This window comes from Verrucomicrobiia bacterium (assembly GCA_035489575.1).
In the GTDB taxonomy this organism is placed as follows: domain Bacteria; phylum Patescibacteriota; class Saccharimonadia; order Saccharimonadales; family JAGQNK01; genus DATHJY01.
The window spans coordinates 80,979-97,629 of the sequence record DATHJY010000011.1 but is presented as its reverse complement, the minus strand read 5'-3'; the positions used below and the strand labels follow the sequence as shown (position 1 = coordinate 97,629).

The 16,651-nt window shown below is 51.4% G+C and carries 13 protein-coding genes and 1 tRNA gene; 4 read left to right on the top strand and 10 right to left on the bottom strand.

Translation table 11 applies throughout. The annotated features are described in order from the left end of the window. Nucleotides 1–45 precede the first annotated feature (45 nt). The gene (locus VK694_05000) at nt 46–1,530 is read right to left on the bottom strand and encodes a hypothetical protein (GenBank protein ID HTE58075.1); all 1,485 of its coding nucleotides are present in this window, start codon (nt 1,528–1,530) and stop codon (nt 46–48) included. 379 nt (nt 1,531–1,909) lie between these two features. Between VK694_05000 and VK694_04995 the strand changes: the two genes are divergently transcribed. After that, nucleotides 1,910–2,863 carry a hypothetical protein gene (locus VK694_04995; protein ID HTE58074.1) on the top strand — a complete coding sequence of 318 codons (954 nt, stop codon included), beginning with the start codon at nt 1,910–1,912 and terminating at the stop codon, nt 2,861–2,863. Between the two features lie 177 nt (nt 2,864–3,040). Here the strand turns inward: VK694_04995 and VK694_04990 are convergent. Further along, nucleotides 3,041–3,126: transfer RNA gene (locus VK694_04990), tRNA-Leu, on the bottom strand. A gap of 117 nt (nt 3,127–3,243) precedes the next feature. Between VK694_04990 and VK694_04985 the strand changes: the two genes are divergently transcribed. Continuing rightward, on the top strand, nt 3,244–3,894 hold the full coding sequence (locus VK694_04985) for a YciC family protein (GenBank protein HTE58073.1): 651 nt from the start codon (nt 3,244–3,246) through the stop codon (nt 3,892–3,894). On the opposite strand, the gene VK694_04980 is transcribed toward VK694_04985, so the two are convergent. From VK694_04980 to recG, 4 genes are all read right to left on the bottom strand, one after another. Continuing rightward, nucleotides 3,884–4,420, bottom strand: coding sequence for an RsmD family RNA methyltransferase (locus VK694_04980; GenBank protein ID HTE58072.1), 537 nt, complete (start codon nt 4,418–4,420; stop codon nt 3,884–3,886). The genes VK694_04985 and VK694_04980 overlap by 11 nt on opposite strands. A gap of 126 nt (nt 4,421–4,546) precedes the next feature. Then, nucleotides 4,547–5,446, bottom strand: coding sequence for a hypothetical protein (locus VK694_04975; protein ID HTE58071.1), 900 nt, complete (start codon nt 5,444–5,446; stop codon nt 4,547–4,549). A gap of 369 nt (nt 5,447–5,815) precedes the next feature. Then, a complete protein-coding gene (locus VK694_04970; protein ID HTE58070.1) occupies nt 5,816–6,154 on the bottom strand; it encodes a hypothetical protein in 339 nt (112 codons plus the stop codon). A gap of 253 nt (nt 6,155–6,407) precedes the next feature. Beyond that, complete coding sequence (recG, locus tag VK694_04965; protein HTE58069.1) at nt 6,408–8,441, bottom strand: ATP-dependent DNA helicase RecG; 2,034 nt, start codon at nt 8,439–8,441, stop codon at nt 6,408–6,410. A gap of 240 nt (nt 8,442–8,681) precedes the next feature. Between recG and VK694_04960 the strand changes: the two genes are divergently transcribed. Beyond that, nucleotides 8,682–8,984: a hypothetical protein gene (locus VK694_04960; GenBank protein ID HTE58068.1), complete on the top strand. Its 303-nt coding sequence runs from the start codon at nt 8,682–8,684 to the stop codon at nt 8,982–8,984. Between the two features lie 130 nt (nt 8,985–9,114). On the opposite strand, the gene VK694_04955 is transcribed toward VK694_04960, so the two are convergent. Beyond that, nucleotides 9,115–9,903 carry a class I SAM-dependent methyltransferase gene (locus VK694_04955; protein ID HTE58067.1) on the bottom strand — a complete coding sequence of 263 codons (789 nt, stop codon included), beginning with the start codon at nt 9,901–9,903 and terminating at the stop codon, nt 9,115–9,117. Between the two features lie 20 nt (nt 9,904–9,923). After that, entirely contained in the window at nt 9,924–11,177 is a 1,254-nt protein-coding gene (tyrS, locus tag VK694_04950) for a tyrosine--tRNA ligase (GenBank protein ID HTE58066.1), read from the bottom strand. Between the two features lie 253 nt (nt 11,178–11,430). On the opposite strand from tyrS, the gene VK694_04945 reads away from it, so the two are divergent. After that, complete coding sequence (locus VK694_04945; GenBank protein ID HTE58065.1) at nt 11,431–14,424, top strand: transglycosylase domain-containing protein; 2,994 nt, start codon at nt 11,431–11,433, stop codon at nt 14,422–14,424. A gap of 22 nt (nt 14,425–14,446) precedes the next feature. Here the strand turns inward: VK694_04945 and VK694_04940 are convergent, their stop codons facing one another. Both VK694_04940 and radA read right to left on the bottom strand, forming a co-directional pair. Continuing rightward, on the bottom strand, nt 14,447–15,229 hold the full coding sequence (locus VK694_04940) for a TRAM domain-containing protein (protein ID HTE58064.1): 783 nt from the start codon (nt 15,227–15,229) through the stop codon (nt 14,447–14,449). After that, nucleotides 15,229–16,581, bottom strand: a complete 1,353-nt coding sequence (gene radA, locus VK694_04935; protein ID HTE58063.1) for a DNA repair protein RadA — start codon at nt 16,579–16,581, stop codon at nt 15,229–15,231. The genes VK694_04940 and radA overlap by 1 nt, the downstream gene beginning before the upstream one ends. Nucleotides 16,582–16,651 lie beyond the last annotated feature (70 nt).

Sequence of the window (16,651 nt, the reverse complement as noted above, 5' to 3'; positions counted from 1 at the left end):
TGATCTTCTTATCTTGGTGTACCAGTGCGACCATGCTCTCTCTACCTAGGGCTCAAAAATTAAGCCAGGTTCAGTGTAGTATTTAGAAGTATATGCCACGGGCGTATGCATACCCGGCTTTAGTAAAAAGCGAGCCAATTGCACGAGTCGTTGCATAGACGACTTGGGTACTCTCTCTTGGATATGCCTCACCATAGCGTCTAGGCCAACCGAGTCGGGATGCAATGGTCCGCCGGGCTTAGCGGCAGTCTCAATTGCATTCGCCAGTGCAACCTTGCCTATAGAGGGTAATTCTTGGTCAAAGCCCAGATCAACGCCAAATCTATCTTTGACCTCTGTTTGTAGTACTTGCATGTGCTCGGGCAATTCTACAGCCGAGGGGCTGTTTGCTATCACTACATGCTGTACGGGGCATCTGCCACTTCCAATCCGATCCACATGCGGCAGAACAAGCGTCCCTTCCTCGATAGATGCTCCAGCCTGCGCAGTTCCCGCAATCCCATTCATCCAAGTCATAAAATCCGACGTAGCACCATTGGAAGGATCGAAAGGCATGTCAGGTGCCGTACCAGTTATATAACTTGTGAGTGTGCTAAGATCGTGCGCAAGCATGTTGGGCACTACCTCCTCCCGCTCTTCTCCTAATATGCGACGCAAGGTAGTAAAACCAAAGATCACTTGGAACATGGAGGTTGCGTTATCAATTCGATTTGCCAGACCAGCTAGGCCACTTTCTGAGTAAGAAACGGGGCGTTCGAGCCATTTGCGAGCTTCAGCGTCTTTGTGTGAAGCCAACTGCATAACCCTCTGAGGAACACGAAAACCGCTTGCTTCCCGAACTAGCGCAAGTATAGACATCTTTCCTTCCCTTGCGGACACAACGCCAGTTCGCATGGATTGCTCAATAATCTCGATTGCATTTGCTACGGTGTCGTCTGGGCCAGGGCCTATCTGAATTTCATCTAGCACGCGTCTCATTTGCGCATGAGCCGCAATTTTACACTTTTTAACATCCCTAGCACGAACCCGCCACCCCGGATCTCTTTCCTTCAAGTCTGCGCAGGCTGCTTCTGTACCAAAGTGTCTCAAACTACCCGTAACGCACATAAACTCATGAGCCGTGGGCGGGTAGTTAACCAGTTCAACCCTCGTCCTGAGCAGATGATCATAACCTGCCAGATGTTTAAACCCGTTGAGGCCTGACCACTCTGTAACTCGAGCACTTTCCAGGATGGCCACTTCGTTGGCAACCTTCTGGAAAGAACCCAAAACCGCATTATGTAGTGTGCCTGCCCTTACGCGCACTGCATTCAGCCGTGCCAAAACATTGGCCACCGTTATGTCCCTAGACTCATCTGGCCTCAATCCCTCAATCTCCTCAACCGACATCAAGTTAACTTGGTTAGCTATGTCGGTAAATCTCTCCCCTGACGCAAGTCGTTGGATGATGTTAACCGTAGTCAGGCCAAGGCTTTCGCCAGGCATCGGCCGTGCCATAGGGTCTTGGACTACCTCGTGCACCTCGGACATGGAGCTTATTAATGGTCAATCCATCGTCACTGTCAAACATGTTAAGGAGATCTTGTTAGCGCGAGATGACTTGAACCCCAATTAACAGAGACAGCTTCAAAAAGAAAGAGTTCCACAAAATAAATGTGGAACTTTCTTCTCTGTAGAGATGTTTGCCAAACCGTGGTGCGCTTGAAGCAGTTTCTTTCGAACATCTTTTGGGCTGGCTTGACCAACTTATGAGAACGTTTGAGTAAAAACAACTCCGATCGTCCAGTCTGATGAACCTTGGTTATCATTGATGTGCGAAAAATTAATTAATGTACCTGCTTGGGCAATCGATAGCATAACCGTAATTGACTAGTGAACGCATGAGGTTCACTATGTAGATATGTTGCGCATGGAACTCCCACCAGACGCTATCGAACATGGGCCAGGAATCGTCACTTGGCCGGTGAGTGAGCCTATTAGCTCGTCAGAAGAATGGATGGAATTACTAGCAGACGGGCCGCCATGCTTATTTGACACCGACGATACACATCCAGAATTGCTGGTTCCAAAAGATCATCAAGAATTGGTCCGTAATCCAGGGCAGCCTTACGTCGCTTGGGCCCCTGATGGGCTGTGGCACATGGACCGCGTGGAGCAAGAGGGAAAACTTGTAACTGTTGGATACTGGCACGAAGCCTCTTCGGATGCCGGAAAAATGCAGGTTCTTGATACTGCTGGACTGTACGAAGCAATGCAAACAGACGAGTTTTTCGCTCTGCACGGTCTTAGGGAGGCAGGCCTACAAGATGCAGTCAGCATGTTTGATGGTGACTATAGTACATTTATAAATGATATCCTGCTCCCAATTCGCGCTACGGCCGACCCCGATACACTAGCCAGTATTGATCTGTACATTCAGGAAGTGGAACGTACGGACCCATTTCCTCCAGTCAGTTTGCCGCTTCTAGGCCGTAACTCTTTTAGTGGTGAATCTGCCCTACTATTTGATGGAGGAGTAAGGTGTTATGACATTTGTGACGGGAAGACCGGCCTGTCGTACGAAGGGCTGCTCAAGGCAATGCGGCGATACATCGCAGAAAATGAAGGAGAACTAAAAGAACGTGGTGCCATCCATACTATTAGCCCCGAGCCAGGTCGTGCGTTCCTTATCTCCAGAGAAGGTACCTTACATCGTGGGCTTATCGGGGAGCCTGAAGAACAACGGACATTGTTCATCGGCACGATCGCGACTGCCAGGTCGCAGCAAACCGGGGATCAATGGGGAGACACAGCCGATCGCCCTCCAATAGATGTATCACTACCGGGCCGCGAAGGACAGATTCTTCTTGCAACAAAGCCTTGAGCAACGATTGATAAGGGCTTCTCGTGCTCAAGCAGCGAAGAAGTATAGCTATGCCATTGGAAGAATTATAAATTGGTCAAGAACATGAAGGAACTTGAACTCAAAATTACAGAGGTAGTAATATATCAGCCTAACAAAATACCATGAAAAATACATAACCACCCCTGTAGTCCTGTCTGGTGCGCGAGAGAGGACTTGAACCTCCACGCCTTATCGGCACTAGCTCCTAAGGCTAGCGTGTCTACCAATTCCACCACTCGCGCGCAGGTTAAGGTTGTGACGGATGCAATTATACGAGGTTAACAGGGTGTTTGTACAGGCTTGATTGACAGGCACATCTATTTAGCGAATGATTATAGAAACAATCAGGAGAACCCTTTATGGCTCACAAGCATCCGCAGGCAGCAAATCTACCCAGCGCCTTTGCGCTTTTCAAACCTAGCTACGAGGCCATCATGGTCAATATCTGGACGTTTCTGGCCCTGTTACTCTTGCCGATTGCCGGATTTGTAGTAAGCGGTGCCTTCGGTAACCGCGGAGGTACCGACACAAACACAGTTGCCCTGCTGGCTGGCTTGGTGGGCGGGATTGCTGGGCTATTGGTTGCTCCGGCGATTCCGTTCTTGCAGCTCAAGAGCGTGCGAGGCCAGGAAGTAACTATTGGCGAGGCACTCCGGGGAGGCAGAAAGTACTTCTGGCGCTTTTACGGCCTGTCTATTTTGACGACGCTGCTAGTCATTGGTGGTTTTATCCTGCTGATTGTGCCAGGCTTCTTTATGATTAAGCGCTATCTGCTAGCGCCGTTTTATCTGTATGATCGCAAGCTCACTGTACGAGAAGCCATGCGCCAAAGTCAGGCTGATTCCAAGCCCTTTGCGAACGCCCTGTGGGGGGTCGTTGGCGTGTCTGTCCTAATAGGTCTACTGGGTGTCATACCTTTGTTGGCTGTGGCTACTGCTATCTTGCAAGTGGTGTACTACTGCGCCCCTGCTGTTCGATACGAGCAGATCAAAAAAGCCTCTAAGAACTAGGTTTTTTGTAGGCAACAACCTGGGCGTTGCCATAGACTTTGTGCCTAGTTAGCTCCATGTCGGGAATGACCGGCGTGGGTTCGCTAGTGGGCCAAGATACGAGAAGTGTGCCACCCCTGGCTACATGCCGCGAGATCTTGTGAATAAGCATTTCTAGCACAGCATCGTAGGGTGGGTCACATATTACTATGTCGTACTGCTTGTCCAGGTTGTTGTTGGACCAGCCTTTTATATTGCCGCGTACGGCTGTTATGTGGTCTTCTAGCCCAAGTAGCTCGACGTTTTCTTTGATTGTTGTAAAAGCACCCTTGTCTAGTTCGATAAGCATGGCGTGTTGTGCGCCCCGGCTGATGGCTTCGTAGCTCATCGCGCCACTGCCGGCAAAAGCGTCTAAAACGGTCAGCCCGTGAATATCGCCGAGCATATTAAAAACTGCTCCACGGATTTTCTCGCTTGTGGGGTGGGTGTTATGGGTCTTAGGACTGTGGAATGTTCTTCCGCCTAAATTTCCGGCGATGACTCTCATGCTAAGAATCTACCTGTCAAATCCTGTTCAGCCAAAAGTCGGGGTCCCCATGAAACCTGTTTCATGGGGTGGCAGTGCACACCTCGTCGGCTAAAAACAGCCAAAAACTCGTAGCCGTAATCATGGTTACGCCTCCTCATTTTTTACTGTTTTATAGCTCGACGATCTGCGCCTTTTGCTTAACAAACGAGATTTGACAGGTAGACTCTTTGGATCTATAACCTTTGCTTCGGCTAACGCGGCGTACCACGTGAGCGCGACGTTCTTAATGATAAGTGGGCCCAGTTTGTGCCGGACATCATAAGCCAGTTTGGGGGTCCAGCCTTTTTCGTAGTACCGGGTGTACATGTCCAGCACGGCAATCTCACGGGCGGTGCGCTTGAACCATTCGGCTGGCCCAATATCTAGCATGTGGGCGACTTCTTTGGGCTTGGGAATGGCTTCGGTAAAATTGAGGGGCTTGATAATAGTGGCCACGCCCATCTCGAACAGCGTATGGGTCATGAACAGGCCGCGGGCACCCCACATCTTCCAGTTGTTTTTGACTTTTTCGCGGCGGGTGTCGCCATGCATGATCAGTTTTTCTTTGTAGGTGGTGCGGGTTTCTATGCCTTCGCCCTTGCGGAGCTCGACCAGCTTTTCTTCGTAGGGGTAGTGGTGAGCGGGCGTCAGGCCGTCGACGATGGCGTGAGACAGCCAGGCGGCCTCAAAGGCTATGCGTTCACGGTTGTTGGCTTTGAGCTCTTTGACTAGTTGCTTGTAGTGGCCCTCGATAAGGTCAATGATTTGGGTATCGCTGTCGTCAAAAGGGTTGAAATAGTGCCAGGGTTCGTCCTTTGCGGGGCTTTTGACCTTTATGCCATCTGGACCGTTCTTGCCCTCGAAGTGCAGCAAATTGCGGCTACTGGGAAAAACTGCATCGTCTTTCAGAAGCTTCGACAGGTGCTTGCGTGCCACCCGATCAATCTTTTGGTGTGCCCCAAGCACACGACCAGAATATTTTGTAAGTGTTGTTCCAGAATACATAGTTTATGGGCTACTACAGAGGCGACCATTACATACGCCACTAAGCTACTCCTATAGTATAACCCCCGCGAAGCAAAACCTGTGTCTTATGCCGCGCCCGAGCGGCCGGAATCACTCGGCCCTCACTCACCGTATCTACGGATATGTTTCACTCGGTCCGGGTGATTCCGGCTCACTCGGATCATCAGCCTAAGTTCACAAGTTTTGTTTCGCAGGGGTTATAGGTGCTGACAGTGCCTATGTCCACGAGTAAAGGTCATGAAAATGGGTGCTGTCAGCGGGAGAAAAAGGCTCGTGTTGTGGTTTGACCACACCTTTTCTCCCGCCCTGGACAGCCCTCTGTTCTTATTGAAGCTACTGCCTCTTGCGTTATTGAAGTGGAATCTCGCTGGCGTAGCCGAAGGCAAATCCTTGGTTGACGTGATCTCCCAGCCAGATTGTCAGGTTCTGAAGAGCATCTGGCGCACAGTGTCTCTCGGCCCATCGGGCGACGGCCCTGAAGGCGCTCGGGGTCAGCTGGGTGCGCGGCACACCTTGGCCATCGTCGATCTTGGGAAGCAGCTTGAGACTGCTGTCGAGCTGGCCGAGGGCGTCTGGGGACCGAAGGCCCGGGAAATCGCGAGTGTCATGGGGATTCGAGCCCAGGTACAGGTCGATACCCAGGATGTAGTGATGTTCAGAGGCCGTGGCGGCGATGTCGTGAGACATAGGGTACCTCCTCATTAGGATCCGAGGATCCGACGGATGTGATCTGGCAAAAACGCTTTAACAGAGGACGTCAGTGTTACCGTCCATTGATAACAGTCTATACTATGCCACGAAAACAACACAGAGTCAATATCTAGGTTCTCTACCTCCGTTAGCGGTAGTTTCGCTCAAAACTTTACCTCTGTTGATCAAAAATGAACTTGAGTTGCAACCACCTCTGTTAAATTGAGTTTCGTGATTCAGGTCTAGGTCCTCAATTGAGGTTTGTCACTGCCCGTGCTCGTGTGACTCGAGCGTACAGCTCTTTATATTTTTTCAGGTTTTCTTGTTTGTCTATGAAGGTCTGGGCGGTGTGACGCGCGGCAGCGATTAGCTTGGTGTCACTCAGCTTAGCAATGCGCAGATCCAGCTCGCCACTTTGCAGCGTGCCGTAGATGGCGCCTGGACCACGGAGTTCTAGGTCTAGTTCAGCTAGCGCAAAGCCGTCGGTGGTTTGTTCGAGCGCCCGTAGGCGACGACTGGGCGCTTTGCTATCGCTCATAACCAAAAAGCAGTAACCCTGGTGTTCGCTGCGCCCTACCCTCCCCCGCAACTGGTGTATTTGGGCCAGGCCAAAGCGGTCGGCATTTTCAAGAATCATAACCGTAGCATTGGGGACATTCACGCCTACTTCGATCACCGTAGTGGCCACCAGCACATCAAGCTCATGTCGCATGAATTGCTGCATGACCTGATCCTTGTCTGCTGGCTTCATCTTGCCGTGCAGCAGGCCGATCCGCCACTTCTTGAAGGTTCTAACCAGCTCTTTGTGTACGCTGTCGGCGGACCGGGCTGCCAGGGCGTCAGAGTCATTCACCAGCGGGGTGACTACAAACATTTGGCGACCTTGTTCGAGCTGCTTGGTGGCCCGTTCATACAGTTGGGCGCGGGAATTTGGCGATATAATTTTGGTCATTATTGGTTTGCGGCCCATTGGTTTGGCATCTATAACGGTGACATCCAGTTCTCCGTACAGTGTCAGTGCTAGGCTGCGGGGTATGGGTGTGGCGGTCATATTGAGTACGTGCGGCATGTGACCGGCCTTTGTCTGCAGTGTTTTGCGTTGGTCTACGCCAAAACGATGTTGCTCATCTACAACTATCAGCCCTAGTTTGTGCATGTCCACCTTCTCCTGAATAAGCGCATGGGTGCCCACAATAAAACTGACATCGCCTTGCCTGATGCGTTCCTGAGCGGCTTTTTTCTGTGCCGGCTTTAGCCCGCCGACTAATAGTGTCAGTTTGTCTGCCGTGCCCAAAGGGGCTAGGAGGTCATATAGCGTCTCGGCATGTTGCCGGGCCAATATCTCGGTGGGGGCCATGAGGGCCACCTGGAACCCCTGCTGCATGACCATCACGGCAGCCATGGCCGCAACGACGGTCTTGCCAGAGCCGACATCGCCCTCTAACAGTCGATTCATGGGGTGGCTCTTTTGCATATCTAGATAAATCTGCCACACGGCCTTCTTTTGAGCGGGCGTCAGAGTAAATGGCAAGTGCCCTACAAAGTCTTTGGCCAACTGCTCGTGAAACGGAATCTCGAGCGATGTTTCTTTCAGCAGATCATACTTATTGAGTAAGGCCGCTAAAGAAAGCTCGAACACTTCCTCGAACCCCAGTCGCCGCCGCGCTTTCTCGAGCTCTGCAGATGATTGCGGAAAATGCAGTGCCTCGAGCGCCTGAGCCCGGGATAAAAGCTGCTGTTCTTGCACGACCCAGCCTGGTAGAGTCTCTGGCAACGATCGGATCATGGGCATGCATTCGCGCAAGAACTTCCTGATTTGCAAAGACTTCAGGCCCTTGGCCTCGCGGTACACGGGTATAATCCGCGCCGTATTCACCGGAAAGTCGCTCACCAGCTCGGCCGAAGGGTTCAGGATGTTCAGGTGCTGACGGCGGAGTCCGAAATCACCAGATATAAAATAGTCGGCCCCTGGCTTTATGGCGCCGGCCCGGTACGGCTGATTAAACCAGACCAGGCGCACGTCGCCAGTCCCGTCGTTGGCGATAGCCTCGGTGATATGCATGCCTCTGCGAACATATCGCCCGGTTGCTTGTTTGATAGTGGCTTTAATGGTGACGGTGCCGGGTTTGATATGGCCAATGGATTGTATATGCGAATAATCTTCGTAAGCCCGTGGATAGTAGTCAATCAGTTGGGCGACAGTGGCAATGCCAGCGCTGGCGTACTTCTTCGCCACCTCCGGCCCCACACCTTTTACATCAGTTAGCGGACTTGTTAGTTTCATCAGTCACCAGTATAAGGTTACATTGCTGGATCTGTATATATATGATATAATATGCATGTTCTGCAATGTCAGATCAATTGCTCGCCTGAGAAGGTAGAGTACGCACCAGGAGGTACAGCCATTTCCCTCTCTCCTAAGAGTCCGTCGTTGCCCTTCCTGTTACTTGAGGACAGGCGGGTGCCACAGAATCTTGATGAGGTGGTATCTAAATTAGAGCTACTGCTCAGGTATCGCGTTGAAATGTTCCTTGTGCATCGCAAGGTTGATATCGACGAGAGGCCTACGCTCTTGTTAGAGATTGGAGAGAGCGTCTACTACTTGGAGATCAAGGATGTAGTTTTTATCAAGGACTCCCTTGTGCTCGCTGGTGGTGTACGCGGTATCCGTAGGTCTATGCTCGACGCGCCCTTGAGTGGCTTCGTCCTGATCCTCGGTTACAATTACCAGAACGTCATGACTGCCACGCTGCTGGGCACTTCTGAGATCATCGATGATGAGTCGGCGTACGATCGCATCCGATTTATTGTTGATGCGCTCTTCTGAAGCTTGCTGTCCACTGGGGCTCTGCGCATACGGCGCATCCCCAGATGGGTATCCTCCTGGTGCAAAATAGTTCCGTGAATATTTAAGAACCCATCCCAGTCACGCTGATGAGCTCTGAAAAGAGCGAAAACTATTTAGCTTTTTTGATCAAGAAAAAGACGCTAGGGCCAAAGTAGGTCCGAGCCAATGTGGTCTGCATGACCTTCTCGGCAGACAGCATGACACCTTTAGGTATCAGCTTTTTGAGGCCAGGGCTGCGTAGGTTAGATACAGACAGCACCTTTTCTACCTTGAGGCCGGCATGGGCCAGCTGTTTTACGACCGTTTTAGGGTTGTGGTTCACAAAAGGAATCTCGTCCTGCTTTTTGTTCTGAGCCGAACGGATATCTACTGGCTCTATTGGGAGCTTCTTGCCTTTTAGTATGTGCTTTAGGCGATTGCGGCCGTGAGCGTAGTTGGCGACTTCTAGTATCAGGTAGCCGTCGTCACTGAGTACACGGGCTAGCTCTGCAAAGCTGTCGGCTGGCTCGGGCAAATGGTGCATGACCCGGATAACGGTGATGAGGTCGACCGATTTGTCTTTTAGCTGGAGGTCTTCTGTCTGGGTTAGGACACGATCAATCTCCGGATGTCCTTTTAGGAAATCTTTGGCAATGTCTAGTTGTTGCTGCGAAGGCTCCGCCAGGGTGACTTTGTCTGCGTAATTTTCTAGGAATAAACAAAGTCGGCCGTACCCGCCGCCAATATCAGCGGCATGCCTGAAGTGTTTGCCATGCAGGAGGCGCTTCAGGGCCATTTCCTCGGCAGCATGCTCGTAATCACGACCATCCCAGTAGCGCAGGTAGTTGTGCGAGGGGTCGTTGTACTGGTCTGCCTTTTTTACTTTAGTTTTTGCTGAGTTTTTAGTTGTAGTAGCCATATCGTCAGTCAGTATACACCTTATGTAATTTTTAAGATTGCTATTGTGTTCTTGCCCCGCCGAACAACCGCATGTTGCGCGCCCTGATCGTATAAAAAGCTTTCATTGGGTTTTATCTGGTTGTTGTTTATATAAAGAGCGCCAGCTTCTAGGAATCGCCGAGCCTCTGATTTTGATGATGCCAAGCGTGTCTGGACAACTGCCTCAAATAAATCCTCTGGTGTCATGCGTTTAGGAACGGTGCCCACGGGGAACTCGCCGCTGAGACTCTGGAATTCGGCTTGGCCTAGGTCTAGGGTATCGCCGCCAAACAGTGCCTGGGCGATTTTTACCTGAGTGTCGGCTGCTTCTTGGCCGTGGACAAGCTTGGTGACTTCGTATGCCAAGGTTTTTTGGGCAATGCGGGTAGCCCGGTTGTCATTAAACTGTGCAGCGATCTCGTCTATCTGTTCTTTTGAAAGTAAGGTGTAGATTTTCATATAGTCTATGACGCCTTCATCATCGACATTTAGCCAGAACTGGTAAAACTTGTAGATGCTGGTTTTCTTGGGGTCTAGCCAGATGGCACCTTGTTCTGTTTTACCAAACTTAACACCGGTAGCTTTGTTGACGATAAGTGGCGTGGTCCAGACATGTGCTTCTTTGGCGTCGATACGTCGGATAAGTTCTACGCCTGCGATACAGTTTCCCCACTGGTCAGCACCGGATAGTTGCAGGGTAGCTCCTTTTTCTCGGTGTAGGTGCAAAAAGTCGTACCCCTGAATGAGTGAGTAGCTGAATTCGGCGTATGAGATACCGGCACCATCATCGTTTAAACGAGATTGCACGAACTCACGCCCCAGCATGAGGCGCATAGGCATGTGCTTGCCGACGTCACGCAAGAAGTCAAGGTAGTTTATGCCCTTGAACCAGTCATAATTGTCAACGATTTCAAAATCTTTACCGGCAAATATAGTCTTGTACTGCTCGGCGATAGCGGCTTTGTTTTTGCTGATTTCGTCAAGTGTCTTGAGGCCGCGTTCTTGTTTTTTGCCATCCGGATCGCCAATGAATCCTGTGGCGCCACCGACGAGCAGGATGGCCTTGTGGCCATGGTCTATGAAGCGTCGAACCATCATGGCAGCGGCGAGGTTGCCGATTTGCATAGAGTCAGCACTGGGATCTACGCCCCAGTAAAAAGTAATAGGATCTTTGTCGAGCTCGGCGGGGTCTTTATAAGTGGTTTGGTTTACGAACCCGCGCCAAGCGAGCTCTTCGGATAGGGTCATACTCATGCCCACCAGTATAGCGTAGCCACTTAATGATGAGAAACCCAGGTATAACCCAGGCTTTCCCTTCATTAAATCCTCGTAATCTACCCTTCCAGCGACCAGTCCAAGCGCAAGTAAATTGCGATCTTGATTTGATATGCAAAAACTAGCTAGAAAGTATCAGCTTTCTCTCAGCATGAAATGGCATTGTACGGACACTAATTCTGTTATAATCAGTATCAATTAGACGGATTATTCAAGGAGCTATCTAAATCTGATGAGCACAAATAAGGGGTTGTCTGGACGCGGTCGAAAACTTGGCCGTAAAAGCAAAAATACCTTTACGACAAAAAGTGGTCAAACTATCAAGGTGAACCGGAGCTTGACCGACAAAATCAAGGCTCGCAAGGACGCCTATGCTCGTGCCCGCGCCCAGCGGCTTGCTGGCATGCCTAAGTCACGCATAAAGCGGTTCTTCTTCAGGTTGCACCCCAAGCGCATGTATAAGTACTGGTTCAGTCGTGAGGGCGGTATCATGGCCCTCAAGCTCACCGGCATTGGCCTGATCGCAGGTTTTTTGCTGTTGGTAGGCCTGTTTGCTTACTTCCGCAAAGATCTGCCTAACTTGCGTGATATCTCTGGAAATAACCTGGGCGGTAGTATTCGATACTATGACCGCACCGGACAGACCTTGCTATGGGAAGATTTTGACGCCGTCAAGCGTATCCCGGTCAAGGACGAAGAAATGTCCGACTATATAAAGAAAGCCACTGTAGCCATTGAGGATAAGGACTTCTTCAAGCATGGCGGCTTTGATACTCGTGGTATTGTTCGCGCTGCTTATAACAACTTTACGGGGGGTAGCACCCAAGGTGGCTCGACCATCACCCAGCAGCTGGTTCGCCTGACACAGTCCAGTGTAGGTAGAGAACAGACATATAAGCGCAAGATAAAAGAAGTTATTCTGTCTGTCGAACTAGAGCGTAGCTATTCCAAACAGGAGATCCTGGTAGGTTACCTCAATACAGCTCCGTATGGTGACGTGCAATATGGGGTTGAGTCGGCCTCTCGTGATTACTTTGAGAAATCTGCCAAAGACCTAACCCTAGACGAGGCAGCCTTTTTGGCCGCTATGCCACAGTCGCCGTCTTATTATTCGCCCTATGGCTCCGAATATAACCCCGAGGCCTTAATAGGTCGCCAACACTACGTCTTGCAGCTGATGGAAGAGCAAGGCATGATCAGCTCTCAGGAGCGCGATACAGCTAAGCAGGTGGAGATTCTTGCCAAAGTTAAACAGCCCAAAGCGAAATACAACGGCATCACGGCCCCATGGTTTGTGCTGGCTGCCAAAGATTTCCTAGAAGAAAAGTTCACTGCTGACACCGTCAAGCGTGGTGGATGGAAAGTAACTACAACCCTGGACCTCGGATTGCAACGGACAGCAGAAGACCAGGTAAACAAGGGCTTGGCCCAGGTGCGACGCCAAGGCGGTGATGTTGCAGCCTTTACCGCAGAAGATGTAAAGACGGGTCAGATCGTAGCCTTGGTAGGTGGAGCGGACTTTAACAATCCGGTGCATGGAGAGCTCAACTATGCACGCACGCGCCTTCCCCCGGGCTCGAGCTTTAAGCCCTATGACTATGCTGCGCTTATAGAAAAGACTAATAACTTTGGTGCTGGCTCTGTCCTGTACGATACGCAGGGACCTATCCCGGGTTATCCATGTACTGTCAAAACCAATCCCAAGACTGACAAAAAAGCTAATTGCCTATGGGACTATGACTTCCGTTACCCAGGACCGATGACACTCCGCTACGCCCTGGGTGGCTCGCGCAACATCCCAGCGGTAAAAGCCATGCTGACTGTTGGCGTCGAGCAAACTATTGAAGTAGCCAACAAACTTGGACTAAAGAGTGGCTACAAATGCTACGCTGATGAAAAGCTGTCCAAAGAAGGCCCCTGTTATGCCTCGTCGGCTATCGGAGATGGTGCCTACCTAAGACAGGACGAGCACGTGCACGCCTACGGCACCTTGTCACGCAATGGTAGGGCAATCCCCCAAACCTACATTCTGAAGATTGAGGATGCTGGCGGTAAAACCGTTGACGAATGGAAGGCCGAACAAGGCGAGCAAGCTATTCGCCCCGATGCTGCTTACATTGTCAGCGACATGATGAGTGATCCAAATGCTAGCTACTTCCCTGCTGGCCGCAAGCCACATCGCTATAACAATGGCCAGGGCACCTGGAAGTTTGCTATGAAGACCGGTACCACCAACGATGCCAAAGACGGCTGGATGATGGGCTACTCTAGCAAGTATGCTGCCGGTGTATGGGTGGGTTACCACGATCGTCAGCGTGTCATGTCTGGCACCATGGAAGGCATGACGCAACCTATCTGGGAAGGCTGGATGAAAGCTGCCCACAAAGATGCCAAGCCAGAAGATTGGCCCAAGCCAGCTACTCTGCAGTCATTGCCTGCCTACGTTGTCCGTAGTCATGTTGGCATCGGTTCTGTCGAGCCCAGCCCCGCCAACGACCTCTTTCCCCAATGGTTCCAGAAAAAGCAGGTCAACACCCAGAAGCAAACTATAGATATCGTGTCTAACAAGCTGGCTACCGAATGTACCCCAGCTCGTGCCAAAAAAGATACTACTGGCGGTGACGCAGCTAGCTTCTCTGGCGACCGGTTTGTCCCGGGTGGCGGTGGAGCCAACACAAGCGAGAGAGACGATGTGCATAAATGTGACGACGTAAAGCCGGGCGTGAGGATCAGTGTTAATCCGACTGGCGATGGAACCTATCAGCTGGTCGCTGATGTGACGCAAGGTACCCACCCGCTATCTAGTGCCCAATTCCCAGGTAGCATCGTCTTCAAGGTAAATGGCAACGCGGTTCATACGGCTACTATCACGACGGCTGGAACAGTCACCTACACTTACACGGCTGATTCCGCGGGCGATAAAACGGTGTCGGTCGAAGTGGTGGACAGCCTGTTGTATGATGCATCCGATACCAGCACAGTCACTGCTACACTTGGGAGTAATACGGGGTCTTTAACGCTCTCCGGCAACGGAAACGCCGGAGCAACTAACTTTAGTTGGACGGGTGGGAGCGGAATGGTAATCGTCTATCGTCAGTCGAATAATGCCGAGTTGTGTAAATCGAGCGGGACCGGCTGTCCTTATGGGAGCGATCTGACGGGCGTGCCAGTCTACGCTAAAGACAAAAATGGTACAGGATCGCCGGCTTTCGCCACGGTTCAATAGAACCTTACGCATACTAACTATTTTAGTGCTTCATGCGTGAAGCAAGTGAATGTGACGGCTTTCGTGCGGCCAATCGTGGTCCTGACGCAGTCTTAGTCCGTAAGGCTGCCGATGGGCGGATCAATTCAGAAAACAGCATCTTGCCTGACACTGTTTGGTGCATACGGGTGATTTCTACCTGCACCGTTTTGCCTACCTGCGCGGCGGCATCTTCGACCACTAACATAGTGCCGTCCTCTAGATAGCCTACGCCTTGGCGAGGATTGCTGCCCTTTTGCAGTATCTTGACTGTCTTTTTCTCTCCGGGCAGGGCCGATGGCCTGAGGGCTCCGGCGAGCTCGTTGACGTTTAGCACCTTGACTCCTTCTATCTCGGCAACTTTATTCAGGTTGAAGTCGGTTGTATACAATGACACATGCAATTTCTTGGCCAGAGCCACGAGCTTGTCGTCTGTGGCGTGCTTTTCTGGAAAAGCAGAGCGGTCTATGATGACGTCACAATTTTTGTTGTCCTGTAGCTCTTGGACAATGTCCAGCCCGTAGCGGGCGCGATCTCGTTTGTGCGAGTCTGTGCCGTCGGCTAACAGTTGGAGCTCATGGATGATAAATTCGGGTATTATCAGTTGCTCGGGCACAAAGCCAGCCCGAGCCAGCTCAACAATGCGGCCGTCTATAAGGGCGCAGGTGTCTATAATAAGCTTGCGGGCGGTTCGTTTGCGCACAGCAGGCATAGATGGCTTTTGCTTGCCTACCAATAAAAAGGCCACATATCCTAGTAACAGAATCTGAATACCGTCCAGCAGCACTAGTCTTTCTCCAGAAATGTATTGAGTGCTGTTCGTACGTTGGGCATGCCATGGTAGTTGGTTGGTTTTTTGCCAGAGCGCACTACCGGGCCAATGGCAGTTTCGAACCCAAGTTTCTTGGCCTCCGCTAGCCGTTTTTCTAGCTGAGGCACGTGACGGATCTCGCCGCTCAGGCCTACCTCGCCAAATACTACGGCGTTGGCTTTGAGCTGCATGCCACGAGCCGCTGAGGCAATGGCCATGATGATAGCCAGATCAGCGGCTGGTTCGGTGAGGCGAATACCACCAACGATATTGATATAAATGTCTTGGTCGGCCAGGCTCAGTTTGGTACGTTTCTCTAGCATGGCTACTAGCAGGTTGAGCCGGTTTAGGTCTATGCCACTGGCGGCTCGTTTGGGATAGCCGTAGCTGGTTTTGTTTACCAAGGCCTGGACTTCTACCAACAGTGGGCGGGTCCCTTCTAGGGTAGCCAGAACAACCGAGCCGTCACTTATTTGGCGCTCAGCCAAGAGGGCTGCCGAGGGATTATCTACGGGCTGGAGGCCATTGTCCGACATCTCGAATATGCCTGCCTCGTTGGTTGATCCGTACCGGTTTTTGATAGCACGCAGAACTTTGAACCCCTGCGAACCTGGCGAATCGCCTTCCAGCTGCATGACAACGTCTACCACGTGCTCTAGGACCTTGGGGCCGGCTATGGTGCCTTCTTTGGTGACATGGCCAACCAAAATAATAGCGGTGCCGGACTGCTTGGCAGCAGTGGTGAGCAGGTGGGTACTGTTGGTGATCTGGCTGACAGTGCCGGCAGCGGAAGAAATGGCACTGCACGAAACGGTTTGTATAGAATCGACAATTATGACTTTGTAGGTACCCTGACTTATGGTCGCGGCAATGTCGTCAGTGGAGGTGCTGGTAGACAGCTGTAGCTTCTTGCCGGTAGTGCCCAGCCGCTCAGCGCGCAGGCCAACCTGGTGAGCCGATTCTTCGGCACTGACATACAGGACAGATTGTGTGGCGCTGAGACTGTGCGCCAACTGCAAAAGCAAAGTACTCTTGCCAATGCCCGGCTGTCCGGCGATCAAATTGACACTGCCCGCCACCAGGCCGCCGCCCAGTACGGTGTCAATTTCTTTTATGCCAGTTATCAGGCGGGCATGGTCTTTGGCCAGGGCCTTACTGACCGACTGGGTAGTCAGGGATCGTCCAGCCGAGGCGCCCGGAGTGGCCGCGGCAATCAGCTGTTCTTGTAGGGTATTCCATTCACCACAGGCGTAGCACTTGCCGCTCCACGTTGAACTTTCGGCCCCACAGTTGGAGCACACATACTGTACCTGTTCCCTTTTTGCCATATGGTACTAGTGTACCAGATCTGGGTCATGAGTTATGACACTTGTTATGGGGTGACTGCAGAAAATCTCA